13 protein-coding genes are annotated in these 18,171 nt (G+C 66.3%); 6 read left to right on the top strand and 7 right to left on the bottom strand.

All coding sequences use genetic code 11. The features are described 5' to 3' along the window. Positions 1-79: 79 nt before the first annotated feature. Both H8S61_RS08365 and argF read right to left on the bottom strand, forming a co-directional pair. Positions 80-1,594, bottom strand: a complete 1,515-nt coding sequence (locus H8S61_RS08365) for a YfcC family protein (RefSeq protein ID WP_186938658.1) — start codon at positions 1,592-1,594, stop codon at positions 80-82. A gap of 138 nt (positions 1,595-1,732) precedes the next feature. After that, the gene (gene argF, locus H8S61_RS08360) at positions 1,733-2,749 is read right to left on the bottom strand and encodes an ornithine carbamoyltransferase (RefSeq protein WP_186938657.1); all 1,017 of its coding nucleotides are present in this window, start codon (positions 2,747-2,749) and stop codon (positions 1,733-1,735) included. A 245-nt stretch (positions 2,750-2,994) separates the two neighbouring features. On the opposite strand from argF, the gene H8S61_RS08355 reads away from it, so the two are divergent. Next, positions 2,995-4,437, top strand: a complete 1,443-nt coding sequence (locus H8S61_RS08355; RefSeq protein ID WP_186938656.1) for a sodium:solute symporter family protein — start codon at positions 2,995-2,997, stop codon at positions 4,435-4,437. Here H8S61_RS08355 and H8S61_RS08350 read toward each other — a convergent pair. Continuing rightward, entirely contained in the window at positions 4,394-5,563 is a 1,170-nt protein-coding gene (locus H8S61_RS08350) for a helix-turn-helix domain-containing protein (protein WP_366458116.1), read from the bottom strand. The two genes, H8S61_RS08355 and H8S61_RS08350, sit on opposite strands and share 44 nt — an antisense overlap. Positions 5,564-5,712: 149 nt before the next feature. Continuing rightward, positions 5,713-6,222, bottom strand: coding sequence for a hypothetical protein (locus H8S61_RS08345; protein ID WP_186938654.1), 510 nt, complete (start codon positions 6,220-6,222; stop codon positions 5,713-5,715). Between the two features lie 345 nt (positions 6,223-6,567). Between H8S61_RS08345 and H8S61_RS08340 the strand changes: the two genes are divergently transcribed. Both H8S61_RS08340 and H8S61_RS08335 read left to right on the top strand, forming a co-directional pair. Further along, entirely contained in the window at positions 6,568-8,253 is a 1,686-nt protein-coding gene (locus H8S61_RS08340; RefSeq protein ID WP_160941329.1) for an MFS transporter, read from the top strand. Between the two features lie 137 nt (positions 8,254-8,390). Further along, entirely contained in the window at positions 8,391-10,007 is a 1,617-nt protein-coding gene (locus H8S61_RS08335; protein WP_186938653.1) for an amidohydrolase, read from the top strand. 244 nt (positions 10,008-10,251) lie between these two features. Here the strand turns inward: H8S61_RS08335 and H8S61_RS08330 are convergent, their stop codons facing one another. Beyond that, a complete protein-coding gene (locus H8S61_RS08330) occupies positions 10,252-12,129 on the bottom strand; it encodes a BglG family transcription antiterminator (protein WP_160941331.1) in 1,878 nt (625 codons plus the stop codon). 251 nt (positions 12,130-12,380) lie between these two features. Between H8S61_RS08330 and H8S61_RS08325 the strand changes: the two genes are divergently transcribed. Then, the gene (locus H8S61_RS08325) at positions 12,381-14,054 is read left to right on the top strand and encodes an MFS transporter (RefSeq protein WP_186938652.1); all 1,674 of its coding nucleotides are present in this window, start codon (positions 12,381-12,383) and stop codon (positions 14,052-14,054) included. Positions 14,055-14,175: 121 nt separating this feature from the next. On the opposite strand, the gene H8S61_RS08320 is transcribed toward H8S61_RS08325, so the two are convergent. Further along, positions 14,176-15,402, bottom strand: a complete 1,227-nt coding sequence (locus tag H8S61_RS08320) for an MFS transporter (protein WP_186938651.1) — start codon at positions 15,400-15,402, stop codon at positions 14,176-14,178. A gap of 146 nt (positions 15,403-15,548) precedes the next feature. On the opposite strand from H8S61_RS08320, the gene H8S61_RS08315 reads away from it, so the two are divergent. Next, positions 15,549-16,541, top strand: a complete 993-nt coding sequence (locus H8S61_RS08315; protein ID WP_186938650.1) for a zinc dependent phospholipase C family protein — start codon at positions 15,549-15,551, stop codon at positions 16,539-16,541. A 6-nt stretch (positions 16,542-16,547) separates the two neighbouring features. Continuing rightward, positions 16,548-17,501 (top strand): trimeric intracellular cation channel family protein, encoded by a 954-nt coding sequence (locus tag H8S61_RS08310; RefSeq protein WP_186938649.1) that lies wholly within the window; start codon positions 16,548-16,550, stop codon positions 17,499-17,501. A 36-nt stretch (positions 17,502-17,537) separates the two neighbouring features. Here H8S61_RS08310 and H8S61_RS08305 read toward each other — a convergent pair whose 3' ends face one another. Then, positions 17,538-18,167, bottom strand: coding sequence for a DUF47 domain-containing protein (locus H8S61_RS08305; RefSeq protein ID WP_160941336.1), 630 nt, complete (start codon positions 18,165-18,167; stop codon positions 17,538-17,540). Positions 18,168-18,171 lie beyond the last annotated feature (4 nt).

Raw genomic sequence — 18,171 nt, 5'->3', positions numbered from 1 at the left:
GGGAGGCTCCTTTCATTGGACCATTCACGAAATCGCTTGGGATACCGGGGCGCGGGGCGCCCCGGGGCAGCACGGAGGGTTACAGCATCACGGCCACGGTGAGGAACACGCAGCACACGAGGAACAGGAAGCCCACGATGGGAGCGGCGCGCTTCACCCAGTCGCCGTAGCTCATGTGGGCGGCCGAGGTGCAGGTCATCACCACGATCGAGGTGGGTGAGATCATCTTGGCCAGGCCGAGCGCCATGCAGTAGATGGTCACCATGATGGCCACGTCCACGCCGGCGAACTGCGAGAGCGCCGCCATGATGCCCATGGTCGCGGCGGCCAGGCCGGTCGACGACGGGATGAGGCACGCGATGAGGAAGTAGCAGACCAGCGCCACGATGACGAACGCGACGGGAGGCAGCGACGACAGCGTGCTCTCGCACATGTGCAGGATGGTGGGCGTGATCTGCCCGCCGTCCATCACCACCTGGATGCCTCGCGCCAGCGGCACGACGAACGCGGTGGAAACCAGCCCGGCAGCGCCCTTGATCAGCGTGTCGATGATCTTGTCGGCGTTGTAGCGCATGACGATACCGGTGATCAGCGTCATGACCATGACCAGCATGGACAGCTCGGGGAAGTACCACGACCCGAACGGCGTGATGTTGGCACCCAGCAGCTCGCGCAGCACCGGCGTGATGCCGATCCACGCCACGGCGTCCTCGAAGAACGTCCAATCGGGGTTGATGGACGTCCAGGGGACCAGGCCCACGATCATGATGGCGAACGTGAGGATGAAGATGGCCAGCGCGCCCTTCTGACGACCCGACAGCGTGAGGTCCTCGTTGGTGGAAACCGGGAACTCCTCGAGATCGAGCTTCCGGCGGAAGAACTGCACCGACTTCTCGGGATGCGCCTTGATCTTGTCGGCGTAGCGGCAGATGATGAAGATGACGAGCGCCGTGAACACCACGAGCATCAGCACGCGCATGCCCATGCCGTCGCCGGCCGAGATGCCCGCGATGCCCGACGCGATGCCCGTGGCGAACGGGTTCACCGTCGAGGCCAAGCAGCCGGCCTGGGTGCCCAGCACCACGATCATGACCGCGACCACGGTATCGAGCCCCAACGCCAAGATGACCGGGACGAACATGAGGAAGTACACGATGCCTTCCTCGTAGGCGCCCTCCAAGGTGCCGAAGAACGCCATGATGCACACGAGGATGCCGATGAGCAGGTGCATGTTGTTCTGGTTCTTCATGGTGATGCGCTTGAGCGCCGTCTTCACCGCACCGGTTTCCTCCATCATCTCGAGGAAGCTGCCGAACAGCAGGATGGTGAGCGAGATGGAGATGGCGCCGCTGATGGCACCCGACCCCAGCATGCCCGTGATGGGCGCCATGAACACGTCCCACAACCCTTGCGGGTTGGACTCGACGATGTGGTACGTCCCCGAGATAGCGTCGCCGTTGGCGTTCAGCTCGTACGCGCCGCCCGGCACGAACCAGCTGAGCACGGCGATGAAGCAGATGACCCCGAACAGGATGACGTACGTGTTCGGCATCTGGAATTTCTTCTTGCCCTTCTTGGGCTCTTTATCCGACATGGAAGCTCCTCTCCTTGCAGCGCTTCCGGCGTATCGAGGCAGCAGCCGCCCAAGGGTGCCGCCGAAGCGGCATCCTTGCGGGCCCCAAACCTCCCGCGCGGTTCTGCGCAGAACCGCGCGGCGTACCGGGAATTGGTGTTAGACGCGGGGGATGTACAGGTCGCCCAGGGTGGCCGCCATGATCGCCTTGATGGTGTGCATGCGGTTCTCGGCCTGCTGGAACTGGCGGCCGTGGTCGGAGTAGAACACCTCGTCGGTGACCTCCATCTCCTCCACGCCGAAGCGCTCGGCCATGTCGGCGGCGTACTCGGTCTCGGCGTTGTGGAAGGCCGGCAGACAGTGCAGGAAGATGTAGTCCGGGTTCTTCACGTGCGACAGCAGCTCGGCGTTCACCTGGTAGGGCGACATGAGCTTCACGCGCTCGGCGAACTGGGACTCCTCGCCCATGGCCGCCCACACGTTCGTGTAGACGGCGTCGGCGTTCTCCACGGCCTCCACCGGGTCGTTCGTCACCGTGATGGTGGCACCGCTCTCGGCGGCGAAGGCCTGCGCCAGCTCGACGATGGCCGGGTCGGGCTCGAGCTCGGCCGGCGTGGCGTTGTAGTAGTTCACGCCCAGGATGGCGCTCGTGATCATGAGGGAGTTCTGCACGTTGTTGCGTCCCTGGCCGCAGTAGGCCAGCGTGAGGCCCTCCAGCTTGCCGAAGTTCTCCTTCATGGTCATGAAGTCGGCCAGCATCTGCGTGGGATGCTCCTTGTCGGTGAGGCCGTTCCACACCGGCACGCCGCTGTACTTCGCGAGGTCCTCGACGTGCTCCTGCTTGAAGCCGCGGAACTCGATGCCGTCGAACATGCTGCCCAGCACGAGCGCGGTGTCGCGCACCGTCTCCTTCTTGCCCAGCTGGATGTCGTTCTTGCCCAGGTACTCGGGGTGCGCGCCCAGGTCGATGCAGGCCGTGGTGAACGCGGCGCGGGTGCGGGTGGACGTCTTCTCGAACAGCAGCGCGATGTTCTTGCCCGCGAGGTAGCGGTGCTCGACGTTGCGCTGCTTCAGGTCCTTGAGGTGCTCGGCGAACCCGATGAGGTACGTCAGCTCGTCCTTCGTGTAGTCCCTCGTGGAGAGGAGGCTGCGTCCCTGGAATACGGAATCGGTCATGTGAAGCTCCTTTCGATGGATGTCCTAGCGCCCTCGTTCCCGACGGACGTCACGCCTGATCGGTGCGACCCCTCCTGGCAGGCCAGGTTACGAGAAGCATCATACGCAGCGACGGGAGGGCACCCCTCTGGACAGGTGGACAAAACCCGAGCCGCGCGCTTTGTCCGACTGAACAAAGGGTGCCGCGCAACGGAAATCTAGGATGAGATGCGCAGCGGGTTCTTCCAACGGAGTGGGGGTCGCAGATGGTTCTATCGCCTATCGACTACATCATCATCGCGTTGTACTTCATCGTCATCGTCGCCATCGGCTTCATCGCCGCGCGATTCGCGAAAACGAAGGAAGACTACCTCGTGGCCGGCAGACGGTTGTCGTTTCCCCTGTTCTTCGGCTGCATGGCCGCGCTCACCCTGGGCGGCGGCTCCACCATCGGCAGCGCCCAGCTGGGCTACGAGTTCGGGCTCGGCGGCATCTGGCTCAACCTGAGCATCGGCCTGGGGCTCATCGCGGCCGGCTTCCTCGTGACGAGCAAGCTGTCGAAGCTGCGCGCCCTCAGCGTGAACGAGGTGGTTGAGAGCAGCTACGGTCCCGTCGCCCGCGTGTTCAGCTCGGCGCTCACGCTCATCTACACGCTCACGCTGAGCGTGGTGCAGGTCATCTCCATCGGCACCATCATCAACGGCGTGACGGGCATCGATGCCACGCTGTCCATGCTGGTGGGAGGCGGCATCGTCATCCTGTACACGTTCGTGGGAGGCATGTGGTCGGTCACCATGACCGACATCGTGCAGTTCGTCGTGAAAACGGTGGGCATCCTCATCCTGGCCCCCATCTTCTGCATTTCAGCTGCCGGCGGCTGGGACGCCCTCGTCAGCAAGGTGCCCGAGACGTACCTGTCGGTGGGCAGCATGGGCTTCGACAAGAGCTTCGCCTACCTCGTGCTGTACGTTCCCGGGCTCATCATCGGCCAGGACATCTGGCAGCGCATCTTCACCGCGAAGAACGAGAAGGTGTCGAAGGCGGGCACCGTGTGCGCGGGCGTCTACAGCGTCTTCTACGCGCTGGCCACCGTCGTCATCGGCATGAGCGTGTTCGTGCTGCTGCCCCACCTGGACAACCCGCAGAACGCGTTCGTGGTGGGCGTGTCCACGTTTTTGCCCGTCGGCGTGCGCGGGCTCATCCTGGCGGCGGCGATGGCGGCCACGATGTCGGTGTCGAGCGGCACCATACTCGCCTCGTCCACCATCTTGTACAACGACCTGTACCTGCGCTTCCTCCACAAGAGGTGGGCCCGCAGGACGGCACACCTCAAGGAAGTGACCATCACGCGCCTGTTCGCCCTGCTCATCGGTGTGGTGGTGATGGTGTGCTCGCTGTGGATCAACGACGTGCTGGTGGGCATCGACATCTGCTACGGCTACCTGTCGGGCTGCGTGTTCGTGCCGCTCGTGGCCAGCTTCGTGCTCAAGCGGTTCAGTCCGAAGGCGGGGCTCTACGCGCTGGGCGTGAGCACCGTGGTGGTGACAGGCTGCTTCATCGTCGTGGGCACGGCAAGCTCCATCCCCATCGTGGCGGGCATGGCGTCCGGTCTCGCGGCGTACGTGACGGCGAACCTCCTCAGCAAGCAGAAGGTGCCCTCCCCGTTCAGCGGCGAAGAGCGTCCAGATCGGGAAGGAACACGAGGCTGAGCAGGTTGATGAACACCTTGTCGTCCTCGTGGGGGATGCCCAGCACGGCCTTCATCTTGCGCATGCGGTAGCGCACGGTGTTCGGATGCTGGTGCAGCTCCTCGGCGATGACCTTCACGTCGCCGTGCCAGTTCACCAGCGCCTCGGCCGTGCGCACGAGCTCGGTGCCGTGCTCCTCGTCGTAGGTGGCCAGCATCGAGCGGTACAGCTCGCTCGCGCTCATGAACAGGCGGTCGTGGCGCGCGGCGCTCGCGAAGGCCGAGAGGTGCAAGCCCGACCAGCGCACCAGCTGGTCGCCGTGGCGCTGCGCGCTCGCGGCCGCGGCAAGCGCCTGGCGGATGGCCAGGTCGCCGTCGCTCAGGTGCACCGCCTCGCTCACGCCGCAGTGCAGGCTGCCCTCCACCGAGGCCACGGCGATGCAGCGGCGCTCGGCGGCCGCCTGCTCCTCGTCGCCGGCCGAGCCGTAGGACACGAACGCCAGGATATGATCGCGGTAGCGGCACACGCTGGCCGACTCGACGGCCGCGCACCCGTCCCTCACCGTCCCCAGCCCCGAGGACACCGAGTCGAGCATGGCGTAGAACGAGCACGGGTCGCCCGCGCGCAGGGCGAACGCGAAGCACTGCAGCTTCGAGCCCGTCACGCCCACGAGCGCACTCAGCCGCGTGCGCACCTGGTCGCCGTCGTGGGTGGTCAGCAGCTCGTCGAGGGCCTTGCCCTTGTCCAGCTCGTCGCGATCGCGCTGCAGCAGGTCGAGCGATTGGTACGCCACCGTCTCGTGGTAGGCGCCGTCGTACAGGTAGAGCGGCACCCCGCGCGCCGTGCTTTCCTTGCGCACGACGTCGCTGATGGGAGGCTCGTACACGGTTTTGATGGCGATGGCGGCCACGTCGCGACGCAGCATCGTCAGCAGCGACTTCTCGGCCATGCCGGGATTGCCGAACGCGAACCCGAGGTTCGTGAGGATGAGCTCGCCCGCCACGTACACGCTGTATTCGTTGTAGTCGGGAGGGCAATCGAGGATGCCCACGTTGCGCACCTCGCGCCGCTCCGCCCCCTCGCAGGGAGCGACGAGCTCCACGTTCTTGAACGCCGGCAGTGCGATGATGTCCGCAACGGTAACCACGAGCCCCTCCGTTTCCCCTGTGCACGAGAAGCGATCTTCAAGAAGATGCGATACGGTACGCATGATACCGTATCGCGAAAGGCGAGGCGTGGAGGTCGATCGGGCTTAACGAGAATTACGCGCGGCGTCCGACAGGTTGCGCCCGCTAGCTAGCCGCGCACCACGTAGGAGATGGTGAGGAAGCCGGACAGGGCGCCGATGCAGGCGCACACGCAGCCCTTGAGCACCATCATGGTGACGAAGTGCAGCGGCAACGGCAGCACGATGCCCACGATCAGCGCCAACGCCAGGCCAACCGCCATGGCGGCGACGGCGGCCACGAGCCCCAGCACCAGCATCGCGCCCACGTACGAACGCGGCAGCAGCCGCACGAAAGAGGGCAGCGCCTCGGGGCGGGCGAAGCGCGCGGCGTTCATGTCGTGGCGCGTCAGCGGCACCACGCAGGCGAACAGGATGATGCCCAGGATGGCGCCCGTCAGCGTCAGATCCATCATGATGTCGGGCAGGCCGAACCCCACCTCGGGCTGCGCCGCGTGCATGGCGGCGAACACCGCCGCGTTGACGATGCCGTTGACCAGGCCGTAGCCGATGAGGCACTTGTTGGCGGCGTAGGCGGAGAACGTTTTCGGGGCTTTCTGGGCCGTTGCGGAAACCTCCATGGAGCACCTTCCTCTCAAGGGTGAACGTCCCGCATTATAGGAAGCGAACTGCGGGGTTCGCGGATGAACCGCTGCCGGAACTCCGGCACGGGCCGCGCCCTTGCCGGAGGCCGCGCCCGCGCCGACCCCGTCGCTCACCCGGAATCGGAAAACGCGAAACCATGCCGCTCACCTGCGTTTTCATGCAACCTCATCGCCCGCGCCGTCGCGCCGTCGTCGACGCTCTTCGCACGGGGCCCCGTCTCCGTTTTGCCGTTGCTCCGGAACTGATTCTGCCAACGCGCCCTGTTCGCGTCATTAGAATGAGCGCCAGCAGACCTGCTCACACGCAGACAAGGAGGAAGCATGAATCAGAAGAACCCCGCAGCATCGAAGGAAGGGACCGTCGAGAAGTTTCTCGTCCTGCCCATCCTCGTGCTCATCATGGCCCAGATGGGGACGTCGGGCGACAACGGCGCGCTCGGCCTGGCCAACACCGAGCTCGTCAACATCCTGGGCGCCACCACGCCCGACATCCAGCTGGCCAACATGGTGTACTCGCTCATGGCCGGCGCGTTCATGATCGCCGGCGGACTCGTGGGCACCATCATCGGCTGGCGCAAGAACTTCCGCATGGGCGCCGCGCTGTGCGCAGCGGGCGAGCTGGTCATGGCGCTGTCGCCGAACATGACGGTCTTCATCTGGGGAGGCCGTATCCTCGTCGGATTCGGAGCCAGCTTCATGATCCCCTCGGTGCTGGGACTCATCCCCCACATCTACCACGGGAAGAACCGCATGCTCGCATTCGGCTGCATCGGCGCCGCGTCGGGCCTCTCGGCGTTCCTGCCGCTGTTCCTCGGCATCATCATGCAGGTGGGCGGCTTCCGCATCACGTACGGCGTGCTGGCCGTGTACTTCGTGCTCGTGCTGGTCATGTCGCTGAAGATCCCGGCCATCGAGAAGTCCACGGAGAAGCTCAAGTTCGACGGCATCGGCACCGGCCTCGCCGCCGTGGGCTTGTTCCTGTTCCTCATCGGCCTGTCCCGCATCTCGGCCTGGGGCCTCATCGAGCCGTTCGCAGGCTGCCCCTTCACCATCTTCGGCATCTCGCCGGCCCTGCCCATGGCGGCGCTCGGCCTCATCGTGCTCGTCGTGCTCGTGTTCGTGGAGAAGCGCGTCGAGGCGAAGAACGGCATCGCCCTGATCCCCCAGTCGTTCCTCAAGACCCCGCAGGTGCGCGCCGGCCTCATCGCCTCGGCCATCACGTTCTTCTTCATGGGCCTGCAGGCCATCCTGCTGTCGCCCTACCTGCAGCTCGTCGCCGGTTGGTCGCCCATGCTCATGGGCGTGTCCGCCCTGGCCGTGGGCATCCCCACGTTCCTCTTCTCGATGGGCATCCCCAAGTTCATCCCGAACGCCAACCCGCGTCGCGTCATCCAGATCGGCTACTGCGTCATGGCGCTGGCCTTCATCCCCATGGGCCTGTCGCTGCAGGGCAGCGTCGTCACGCCGCTCATGTGGGTGGGCCTGGCCGTGGCCGGCGCCGGTGCCGGCATCGTGAGCTCGCACACGAACAACATCGTGGCGCTGGCCGTGAACGAGCGCGACGCCTCGCAGTCCGGCGGCATCCAGACCACCATGCGCAACGTGGGCCAGGCCATCGGCGTGGCGGCCGTCGGCGCCGTGCTGCTGTTCGGCATCACCTCGAACATCAACTCCGCCATGGACGCCAACCCCACCATCACCCCCGCCGTGCGCGCGGCCGTGTCCGAGCGCAACCTCACGCTGATGGGCGATTCGCAGTTCGAGCAGGCCATCGCCGACATCCCCATGTCCGACACCGAGAAGGCCGAGCTCGTGGCCATCAACTCCCAGGCGCGCGTCAACTCCACCATCACCGGCTACGGCGTGTCGGCCGTGGTCATCCTCGCGGGCCTCATCACCACGCGCTGGATCACCGTGTTCAAGAAGGAGGAGGAAGGCGCAACCGCCGCCGCAGCGGCGCCGGTTGCGACCGCGGGCGACGAGGACCTCGAGCCCACGCCCGTCTGATACCGCATCACGCCGGGCGCTGCGCACCGCGAAGCGCCCGGCCCTCGCTGAAATAACGGCACCTCTACGGGTGGGATCGCACCCCACCCGTTTCTTTTGCCCTGCACGCCCCGCACTACCCAAGGTAAGGAGTTCCCATGACCACGCTTTTCCACAACGCAACCTTCTACACGATGGTCGCCGAAGGCGATCGGGCCGAGGCGCTCGTCGTCGCCGACGACGGCACCCTCGCCTTCGTCGGGCCGCTCGACGAGGCCCGCCGCCAGGCCCCCGACGCCGAAGCCGTCGACCTCCAGGGAGCCACCGTGCTGCCCGGCCTCATCGACCCGCACGGCCACTTCGGCGGCTCCATGCAGTACGTCCTGTACGCCGACCTGTCGCTGTGCACCTCGTTCGAGGACATCCAGCGCGTCATCCGGGAGTTCATCGCCGCGCGCAACGTGGGCCCCGACGGCGTGGTCATGGCCACGGGCTACGATCAGAACGAGCTCGCCGAGGGGCACCACCCCAACAAGAGCGTGCTCGACGCCGTGTCCACCGAGGTGCCCATCCTGGCCGTGCACGCCTCGAACCACATGGCCGTGGCGAACAGCCTGCTGCTCGACATGGCCGGCATCGACGCGTCCACGCCCGACCCCGAGGGCGGCCGCTACGGACGCGTGGCCGGCACGCAGGAGCCCGACGGCTACGCCGAGGAGCCCGCGGCCGTGAACGCCCTGTACGCCGTCACGCAGCCGCGCATGAACCTCGACCTCAACGCCATCGCCGACGACATGCAGCTCGTGTACCTCGAGCACGGCATCACCACCTGCCAGGACGGCGCCACCCCCGCATCGATGGCCGAGCTGCTGCGCGGCATGGCCGAAAGCGGCAAGCTCAAGCTGGACGTGGTGGCCTACCCCATGCACGGCGAGGACGTGGACGCCATGCTGGAGCAGTACGCCGCCTACGACGGCCCGACGTACCGGGGGCACCTGCGCATCGGCGGCCTCAAGATGTTCCTGGACGGCTCGCCGCAGGGCATGACCGCGTGGATGACCGAGCCCTACGTCAGCGGCCCCGAGGGCGAGGACGACTGGGTGGCGTACGGCACGATGACCGACGAGGACGCCATCGCCTTCGCGAAGAAGGCCATCGACGGCGGGCACCAGCTGCTGTGCCATACGAACGGCGACGCGGCCGGCGACCAGCTGCTGCGCGTGTACGCCGCCGCGCTCGACGCGTCCGACAACCCCCGCAAGCACGAGCTGCGCCCCGTGATGATCCACTGCCAGACGATGCGTCCCGACCAGTACGAGCGCATGGCCGAGCTGCACATGGTGCCGTCCATCTTCTCGTCGCACATCTGGTACTGGGGCGACGTGCACCTCAAGAACTTCGGGCCCGTGCGCGGCGGCCGCATCAGCGCGTGCGGCGACGCCCTGCGCGCCGGCCTGCCCTTCACGCTGCACACCGACACGCCCGTGCTGCGCCCGAACCTGCTGGAGGCCGCCTGGTGCGCCGTGAACCGCGTGACGAAGAAGGGCGTGCAGCTCGACGAGGACCAGAAGGTCGGCGTGTACGACGCCCTGCGGGCCATCACGGTGAACGGCGCCTACCAGTACGGCGAGGAGGATCGCAAGGGCACGCTGGAAACCGGCAAGCTGGCCGACCTGGCCGTCCTCGACCGCGACCCCTTCGCCATCGACCCCGCCGATTTGCGCGACGTAACCGTGCTCGCCACCATCAAGGAAGGCGAGCGAGTCTACGGGTAAGGCAACCGGAGAAGGGGATGGGTGCGCCCATCCCCTTTTTCTGCCCTGCTTTTCCCATGGCGCGCTCGAAGTCCTTCGAGCGAACGCAGCCGCACGCGCCCACAACCCAACCTGCACGTCTCTCTTTCGGCACGCACAACCCTCGCAACCCGCCGCCCCCTCCGCGCGCCAAGCAGGAGGGGGCTCTCCCTTCATCGCACGCCGAAAGCAGGGGTGCTCCCCTGACACGCCGTGCACACCCCCCCTACTCCGGGAAGCTGCTGAAGAAGTCCCCTTCGTCGGCCACGTCCGCGATGTCGGCGTGGGCCTCCAGGAGGCGCTTGAAGCCCTCGGTCGCCGGCGTCAGGTCGCCGCGATCCGCGAGGGGCACGAGCAGCACCGCGGCCATGGAGCACCGCTTCCCGAACACGTGCGCATCGCCTTCCATCTGGTACAGCACGGCGCGCGTGCGCTGCACGCCCTCGCAGCAGAGCGCCAGCACGAGCGTGCGCCCCTTCACGAACGACAGCGTCTCGAACAGCCACACGAATCGCTCGTAGGTCATGTCGATCTCGCCGTTGACCAGCAGATCGTCGCACAGCCCGCGCACCACGCCCACGTTTTTCGGGCCGCGCTTGAGCTTGCGGTGCACCCAGGGCAGCTCGGCTTCGTGGCCGCTCTTCCACAGCGGGATAGACGCGACGATGCGCTCGATGTCGCGCTCGTCGATGGTGCTCGAAACCACCACCGACGGGAAGTCCACCGCCAGCGGTTCGAACGAGATGAGGAAGTCGAAACGGTCGAACAGGCCGACGTTCGACCGCGCGCACTCCATCTGGATCTCGTCCTCGGTGACGATATCGGCCACGCGCACCTTCGACATGAGCTTCTCGATGCGGTGCTTGCCGAACAGCGCCATGTCAATGCCGCAGTTCACCACGAGCCCCGCACGGTACCGGCGCTGGTAGTCCACCTGCTCGAGGTACTCCAGCAGCACGAGCGCGATGCGCGCATAGTCCGAGCCGTTCAGGTACGCCTCGCGCACCGGCCCCACGTCCACGAGCACCGACGACAGCAGGCAGAAGCTGTCCATCGTGTCGTACTTCACGGTCAGCTCGTTGGGGTTCTTGATGGTGAACCCGCAGGCGCGACGCGTGAGCCCGCTTTCCACGAGGATGCCGAGCGGCTTGACGTACGAGGGCGGCACCTCGCTCTGGAAGCTGTCGGCCAACGCCCGCACGATGTCGCGCGCGATGCCGAACGCGCGCTCGTCGGGCACGTACTGGTCCATGAGCTTCGAGCTCCACTGCCAGGTGCAGCAATCGGCCATGTCCTGCAGCAGGTGCATCTCGGCCAGCGACACCGTGATGCCGAAATGGCGCTCCAGCCGCACGCGCAGGTCCGAGAAGTACGGCGAGAGCGCGCGATGGCTCGCATGCGACGATATCGTGCAGCCCAGCCGGATGCGCGCCACCACGACCTTCAAATACACGGTGAGCTGCCACTGCGCGTTGCTCGAGAACCGGAAGCCCAGCGACTCCTGCACCTCGTCGATGCACCGCTCGTAGAACCCCTGGTCGTGCTTGCTCACGCCCTCGCCCGTCAGCCACGGCTCGATGCGCTGCTTCACGGCGCGGGCCGAGAACGAGAACAGCACCGACATCACGAACCCGCGCACCACCCACTCCGTGCCCTCGAGCGCGATGCTGCGCCCGGTGGTCAACCCGATGCCGTACGGGGCCAGGATGCGCTGCCACCAGCGCACGTCGGCTTGGATCTGCTGCTTGTTCGTGTACAGCCGGTGCGCCAGCGACTCCGCGGTGTGCGTGCCGGGCGCGCAGGCGAATATGGTCATCTCCTGGCACAGGCGCTCGAAGCGCGGCTGCATGGAGAACTCGCTCTCGTCGAGCACGCGCACGAGGCGGTTGCCCTCGCCCTGCGCCAGCACGAGCCGCATCCCCGCGCCGCGCTTGCCCACGATCTGCGACGAGAACCCTTCGTGCTGGAGAAACGTCGCGATCACCTTCACATCGTTGCGCACGGTGCGCTCGGAACATCCCAAGCGGCCGGCGAAGTAATCGCATGTCTGGAATTCGGTTGCCTCAAGCAATTCGCGCAGCAATGCGCCTTGCCTCGCGTTCATCGCCAACCCCCTGATTTGAACTCGGCGGATATGAAACGTTCCACCTCCCATGGTACTGCACCCGTTTCGAGGCGTACCTGGCGTACGCGATGCGCGCGTTCCGTTGCTCCGGCAAACCGCCCCTCACGGCACGGCAAGGTTGCCGCAACTCCGGCAATTTCCGTTGGCATGTCGTTTCCCGGTGCGGCCTACAATACAAGGCGGAACCGGATTCGCAGCATCGACCTGCATCTCGGCTAAAGGGGTTTTCCATGTCAGCTCGATCCCAATCTCACACCGCCGCACCCGCTTCGAACGGAGCCTCCTCGTACGCGCCGCTGGCCGCGCTCGTTCTGGCGCAGGTGGGCACCACCAGCGACAACGCCGCCATGAACATCGCCGTATCGCAATTGTCGTCCCAGCTGGGAGCCTCGTTGGGCGACATCCAGGTGGCGAACACCGTGTACGCGCTCGTGGCGGGCGCCTTCATGATCGCCGGCGGCATGCTGGGCGTGTCGTGGGGCTGGCGCAAGACGCTGCGCATCGGGCTCGTGCTGGCCGTGGTCGGCGAGGCGTTCGCCGCATGCGCCCCCACCATGCTGGCGTTCACCTGGGCCGGCCGCCTCGTCATGGGGCTCGGCGCCAGCCTCGTGACGCCCGCCGTGCTCGGCTTCGTCCCCGGCTTGTTCCAGGGTCGGCGGCGCGCCATCGCGTTCGGGGCCATCGCCGGGGCCGCGGCCATCTCCACGCTGTCGCCGCTCGCGCTGGGCGCGCTCATGGACGGCGCCGGATTCCGCATGACCTTCGCCACGCTCGGCTTCTACTTCGTCCTGGTCCTGCTCAGCACGGCGCTGCTGCCCGCGCTGCACGCCACCGGCAAGCCCGCGCGCCTCGACGGCGTCGGCACCGCGCTGGCGGCCCTCGGGCTGGGCATGTTCCTGTTCGGCGTGTCGCGCGTCTCGGCATGGGGCGTGGTCGCGCCCACCACGGGATGCCCCTTCACCCTCTTCGGCATCTCGCCGGCGCTGCCGCTGGCCGCATGCGGGCTCGTCCTGCTCGTGGTGCTCATCCCCGTCGAGCGGCGCATCGAGCGCGTGCACGGCAGCGCGCTCATCCCGCGATCGTTCATCGAGAGCCGCCCCGTGCGCGCGGGCCTCGTCGCGGTGGCGCTGCCGTTCTTCTACATGGGCGCGCAGGGCATGGTCATCACGCCGCACCTCCAGCTGGTGGCCGGGTTTTCCGCGCTGCAGACCGGCGTGTTCTCGCTGCTGTCGGCCCTGCCGATGTTCGTGCTGGCCACCTTCCTGCCCAAGGTCGCCCCGCATCTGTCGTCGCGCCTGCTCATCCGCGGAGGATTCGCCGCCATGGCGGCCGCCTGCGCGCTCATCGCCCTCGGGGTGACAAGCGACGGCGTGGGGCCCACGCTGTTCGCGGGCGTGTGCCTCGGCGGGTTCGGCGTGGGCGCGGTGAACTCGCAGGCGAACAACGCCGTGGCGTCGGCCGTTTCGGGCCGCGACGCGCAGCAATCGGGCGGCATGCAGGGCGCGGCGCGCAACATCGGCATGGCCCTGGGCACGGCCGCTGCGGGCACGTCGCTGCTGCTGACGCTGTCGTTCGGCATGGCGGGAGCGCTTCCCGCCGACGCCGTGGACGCCGACGCGCGGCCGCTGCTCATCGAGCAGAGCGCCGCCTACACCAGCAACGAGGGGTTCCTGGCCGTCATCGAGCCCTACGGCATGAGCGCCGCCGCAGCCGACGGCTTCGCAGCCTCCCACGCCCAGGTGCAAACCGAGGCCACCCAGATCACGTTCGCGCTGCTGAGCCTCGTGATGCTCGTCGGCCTCTTGGGAACGCGCCACCTCGTCCAAACCGCCGTCCCCCGCACCCGTACCGCAAGCGAAGGCTCCCCCGCCCCCGACCTCGAAGACGCAGCCCTCCAGGAGTAGCGCGAAGCCGGGACGCAGTGCGGCATGGGCAACGGCGTGCCGCGCCCGGGTGTTTCACGTGAAACAATCGGGCGTTTCAGAACGGGTGTTTCACGTGAAACACCCGCCCCTCCGGCGCGCGCTACTCCTTGCTCTGGGGCATCCGCCACAGCAGCACGAAGCCCAGCACGAACAGCACGGCGATGGACAGCACGCCCAGCGACGAGTTGCCCGTGAGCTGGGTGAACAGGCTCACCAGGAACGTGCCCATGACGGCGGCGTACTTGCCGAAGATGTCGAAGAAGCCGTAGTACTCGTTGGCGTGCTCCTTCGGGATGAGCTTGCCGAACTCGCTGCGCGACAACGCCTGGATGCCGCCCTGGAACAGGCCCACGCAGATGGCGAGCATCCAGAACTCCACGGCCTCGCGCAGGAAGAACGCCGCGAACAGCGTGATGAAGAAGTACGCGCCGATGGCCACGAGAAGCATGCGCTTCGTGCCGAACTTCGTGGACAGCCGCCCGTAGGCGATGGCCGACGGGAATGCCACGAACTGCGTCACCAGCAGCGCCAGCACCAGCTGCGTCGAGTCGATTCCCAGGTCGGTGCCGTAGCTCGTCGACATCTTGATGATGGTGTGCACGCCGTCGATATAGCAGAAGAACGCCAGCATGAACAGGCGCAGGCGACGGTCCTTCCAGATGCGCTTGAGCGTGCGCAGCAGGCCGCTGAACGTGTCGTGCACGAGATGCGTCGCGCGCTCCTTATAATGCGTTTGATGCACGTCCTTGATCAGCGGGATGCTGAACACCACCCACCACACGGCCGTGATCAGGAACGCGATCTTCATGCCGACGTCCATGGGAATGCCCACGCTCGGCCCCAACAGCACCACCACGAGGCACAGGATGAACGGCACGCACGAGCCGATGTAGCCCCACGCGTAGCCCTGCGACGACACCTCGTCGTAGCGCTCGTCGGTGGTGGCGTCCACGAGGAAGGCGTCGTAGAACACCATCGAGCCGTTCAGCATGATGGAGGCGATGACGTAGATCACGAGGAATGCGAGCGCCGCTGTGGGGATGCCCAGCGCGGCCAGCGCGATGGCGCCGGTGCCCACGGTGCCGATGAAGAACTTCTTCTTGTTGCCCTTGAGGTCGGCAAGGCTTCCCAGAATGGGCATGAGCAGCGCCAGCAGCAGCGAGGCCACCGTCTCGGCGTAGCCCCACGCCACCACCACCGACGAACCCGGCTCGGCTAGCGTTTTGAAGTACACGGGGATCAGTGCCGTCGCAAGCAGCACGAAGGCCGAATTGCCCACATCGTAGAGAATCCAGCTCTTCTCCTGCTTCGTCAGCTTGCCTGCCATGGCCACGCCTCTCGTCTCGTTTCCGTCAACTCGGGGATTCCTTCTTCACAAGTGAGAAACCGAAGGTTAACAAGTCCTCGCTCATTGTATATGATAGCGCTGAGCGTCACCGGTAAAATTCAAGTCAGAACGGAGCGTCATCCCCCATGCCCGCACTCATAACACACGATTTCTTCGGGCGCGACGTCTACGACCGCCTGTACACCCTCATCGGAGGCTCGCGCGACGAAGCCGAGGCCTTCCTCTTGGGCAACCAAGGGCCCGACCCCCTGTTCTACACCGTGCTCAGCCCGCAGCTGCGCGAGCACAACCGTCTGGGCTCCACCATGCACAACAAGAAGCCGAGCGAGCTGCTGGCCGCGTTCAAGAACTCCCTCGGCATCCTCGGAAGCGCCGAGCTCGAGGTGGGCCGCGCCTACGCCCTGGGCTTCCTGTGCCACTACACGCTGGACTCCACCATGCACCCGTTCGTGTTCTTCCACGAGTACCAGCTGTGCGACGCCGGCGAGCCCGGCCTGTCGCGCGCCGACGGCAGCGAGGTGCACGGCATCATCGAGAGCGAGCTCGACGAGCTCGTGCTGTTCGAGCGGCGCAACGAAACCGTGGCCACGTTCAACCCGTCCACCGAGATCCTCAACGCGAGCGACTTCGTGTTGCACGTCATCTCGAAGATGTACGCCTACGTCGCCCTCACCGTGTACGGCGAGATCATCCCCGCCACGATGTTCGAGACGGCCGTCAAGGACTTCCGCATGGCGCAGCGCCTGTTCTACTCGCCCTCGGGCCGCAAGCGCGCCGTCATCGGGCGCGTCGAGGAGCTGCTGCGTCCCTTCTCGTTCTACAAGTCGATGAGCCACCGCCCCGTCGCCCTCACCGAGAGCCCGTTCGACAACCGCGCCCACGAGGCGTGGGAGAACCCGTTCACGGGCGAAGTGCGCACGGTGGGCTTCTGGGACCTCTTCGACGAGGCGCTGGGGAAGGCGCAGGACAACCTGTTCGCGTTCGACGAGGATGGATTCGACCTCGAAGCGGCGCGCGCCATCACGCACGAGCTGGACTTCTCGGGCGAGCCCGTGGTGGCCCTCGTGGTGTCGGTCGAGGACGGCGCGGTCAACGCGCCGCCCGTCGGCGAAGCATAAGCCCCCATGCTGGACGTCGCCCTCACCATCCCGTTCTGGCTGGAAATGGCCGCTGCGCTGACCGGCGGTTTGTCCGGCGCCATGAGCGCCGTGCGCGCACGCTACGACATCTTCGGCGTGGCGTGCATCGCCATCCTCACCGGGTTGGCCGGCGGCATCATGCGCGACATCCTGCTGCAGAACTACGGCATCTACGCCTTCCAGAAACCCACGCTCGTGCTGGCGTGCGCCATCGCGGGCGTGGTGGTGTTCTACTTCGGCAAGCTGGCCACCTACCTCGACCCCATCGTCGATTTGCTCGACAACCTGTCGGTTGCACTGTGGGCCGTCATCAGCGTCAGCAAGAGCCTGTCGGCGGGGCTCGACATCATCCCGTCCATCATCCTGGGAACCATCACCGCCGTGGGCGGCGGCATCCTGCGCGACGTGTGCATGAACCGCGAGCCCGAGGCGTTCCAAGCGGGTGCCCTGTACGGCAGCGCCGCGCTCGTGGGCTGCATCGCCTACGCGCTGATGAGCCAGAACCACATCCTGGACAACTACGCCGCCCTCGCCTGCGTCGTGCTGGTGCTGGGGCTGCGCTACGCGTCGCTGTTCTTCGGCTGGCGCACGAAGCCGCCGCGCGACTACTCCGACGTGGTGACGCGCGCGGTGTCGAAGCCGGTGCGCTCGGTGGCGAACCGCGTGCGGCCGCCGAAGGGCAAGGTGGAACGCGACAAGGAGCGGCACGGTTACGAGAAGCTGCGCGTGTTCTGGGCGCGCATGAACGGCGAGTACGTGGCGGAGCGGAGCAAGGGCGACCGGACGTCCGCCGCGCACGAGGCCGAGCCCCCGACGTCGTCGAGCGCCGCGGGCGCCAGCGACCCCAGCGACCGCATCATCGTGAACCGGGAAGAGCTACGCCGCATCGTCGGCACGGACGAGGAGGAAGAGCGCGACCCCTTCGAGCCGCGGGAATAGCACGCGCCCGGGCGCGCCGCGAAACGCAGGCGCGCCCTATGCGTTCTTCAGCAGGATCCCGCCCATGGTGTCGGCTACGTGCTCGCAGGTGTCGCAGCACTTCTCCATGCGGTCGAAGATGCGCAGCCACATGACCACGCGCAGCGGGTCGTCGTGCTCCTTGCCGTAGAGGCTGCGGTTCACCTTGAGGTACAGCCGGTCGGCCTCTTCCTCGTAGGCGTTCACGTCGATGATGAGCTGCCTGATGGCCTTCGATTTCTTGAAATGACGGAAATCCTTCATGGCTTTATCCAGCGTTTTGCAGCTCTTCTTGATGAGCACCGCGAACTCGCGCGCGTGCTCGTGCATGTCGCTCGCGCGATACATGTAGAAGCACAGCACCACGTCCTCGATGAAGTCGATGAGGTTGTCCAGGTTCTGCGTCAGCGCGATGATGTCCTCGCGCTCGATGGGCGTGATGAAATCGTGCGACAGCATCTTGTAGACGGCGTGGCTGTACTCGTCGCTCTCGTTCTCCAGAGCGTGCGCGCGCTCCATCAGCTCGCGCACGCTCTTTCCCGACGTGTAGCTGTCGATCACCTCGATGAGCAGCTGCGCTTCGGCCACCGCAGCCTCGGATTGCTTTTCGAACAGGTCGAAATAGTCCGCCTTGCGCTTCTTGCCCATGAGG

Origin of the sequence: Eggerthella hominis, from assembly GCF_014287365.1 — a bacterium.
GTDB lineage: Bacteria > Actinomycetota > Coriobacteriia > Coriobacteriales > Eggerthellaceae > Eggerthella > Eggerthella guodeyinii.
Note: the sequence above shows the minus strand (reverse complement) of the source record. Positions and strands in the feature narration are given on the sequence as shown.

What these genes read in the sequence shown, in the direction of transcription:
- H8S61_RS08365 (WP_186938658.1), bottom strand. Translation starts at nt 1,594, where the DNA reads ATGTCGGATAAAGAGCCCAAGAAGGGCAAGAAGAAATTCCAGATGCCG.
- argF (WP_186938657.1), bottom strand. Translation starts at nt 2,749, where the DNA reads ATGACCGATTCCGTATTCCAGGGACGCAGCCTCCTCTCCACGAGGGAC.
- H8S61_RS08355 (WP_186938656.1), top strand. Translation starts at nt 2,995, where the DNA reads ATGGTTCTATCGCCTATCGACTACATCATCATCGCGTTGTACTTCATC.
- H8S61_RS08345 (WP_186938654.1), bottom strand. Translation starts at nt 6,222, where the DNA reads ATGGAGGTTTCCGCAACGGCCCAGAAAGCCCCGAAAACGTTCTCCGCC.
- H8S61_RS08340 (WP_160941329.1), top strand. Translation starts at nt 6,568, where the DNA reads ATGAATCAGAAGAACCCCGCAGCATCGAAGGAAGGGACCGTCGAGAAG.
- H8S61_RS08335 (WP_186938653.1), top strand. Translation starts at nt 8,391, where the DNA reads ATGACCACGCTTTTCCACAACGCAACCTTCTACACGATGGTCGCCGAA.
- H8S61_RS08330 (WP_160941331.1), bottom strand. Translation starts at nt 12,129, where the DNA reads ATGAACGCGAGGCAAGGCGCATTGCTGCGCGAATTGCTTGAGGCAACC.
- H8S61_RS08325 (WP_186938652.1), top strand. Translation starts at nt 12,381, where the DNA reads ATGTCAGCTCGATCCCAATCTCACACCGCCGCACCCGCTTCGAACGGA.
- H8S61_RS08320 (WP_186938651.1), bottom strand. Translation starts at nt 15,402, where the DNA reads ATGGCAGGCAAGCTGACGAAGCAGGAGAAGAGCTGGATTCTCTACGAT.
- H8S61_RS08315 (WP_186938650.1), top strand. Translation starts at nt 15,549, where the DNA reads ATGCCCGCACTCATAACACACGATTTCTTCGGGCGCGACGTCTACGAC.
- H8S61_RS08310 (WP_186938649.1), top strand. Translation starts at nt 16,548, where the DNA reads ATGCTGGACGTCGCCCTCACCATCCCGTTCTGGCTGGAAATGGCCGCT.
- H8S61_RS08305 (WP_160941336.1), bottom strand. Translation starts at nt 18,167, where the DNA reads ATGGGCAAGAAGCGCAAGGCGGACTATTTCGACCTGTTCGAAAAGCAA.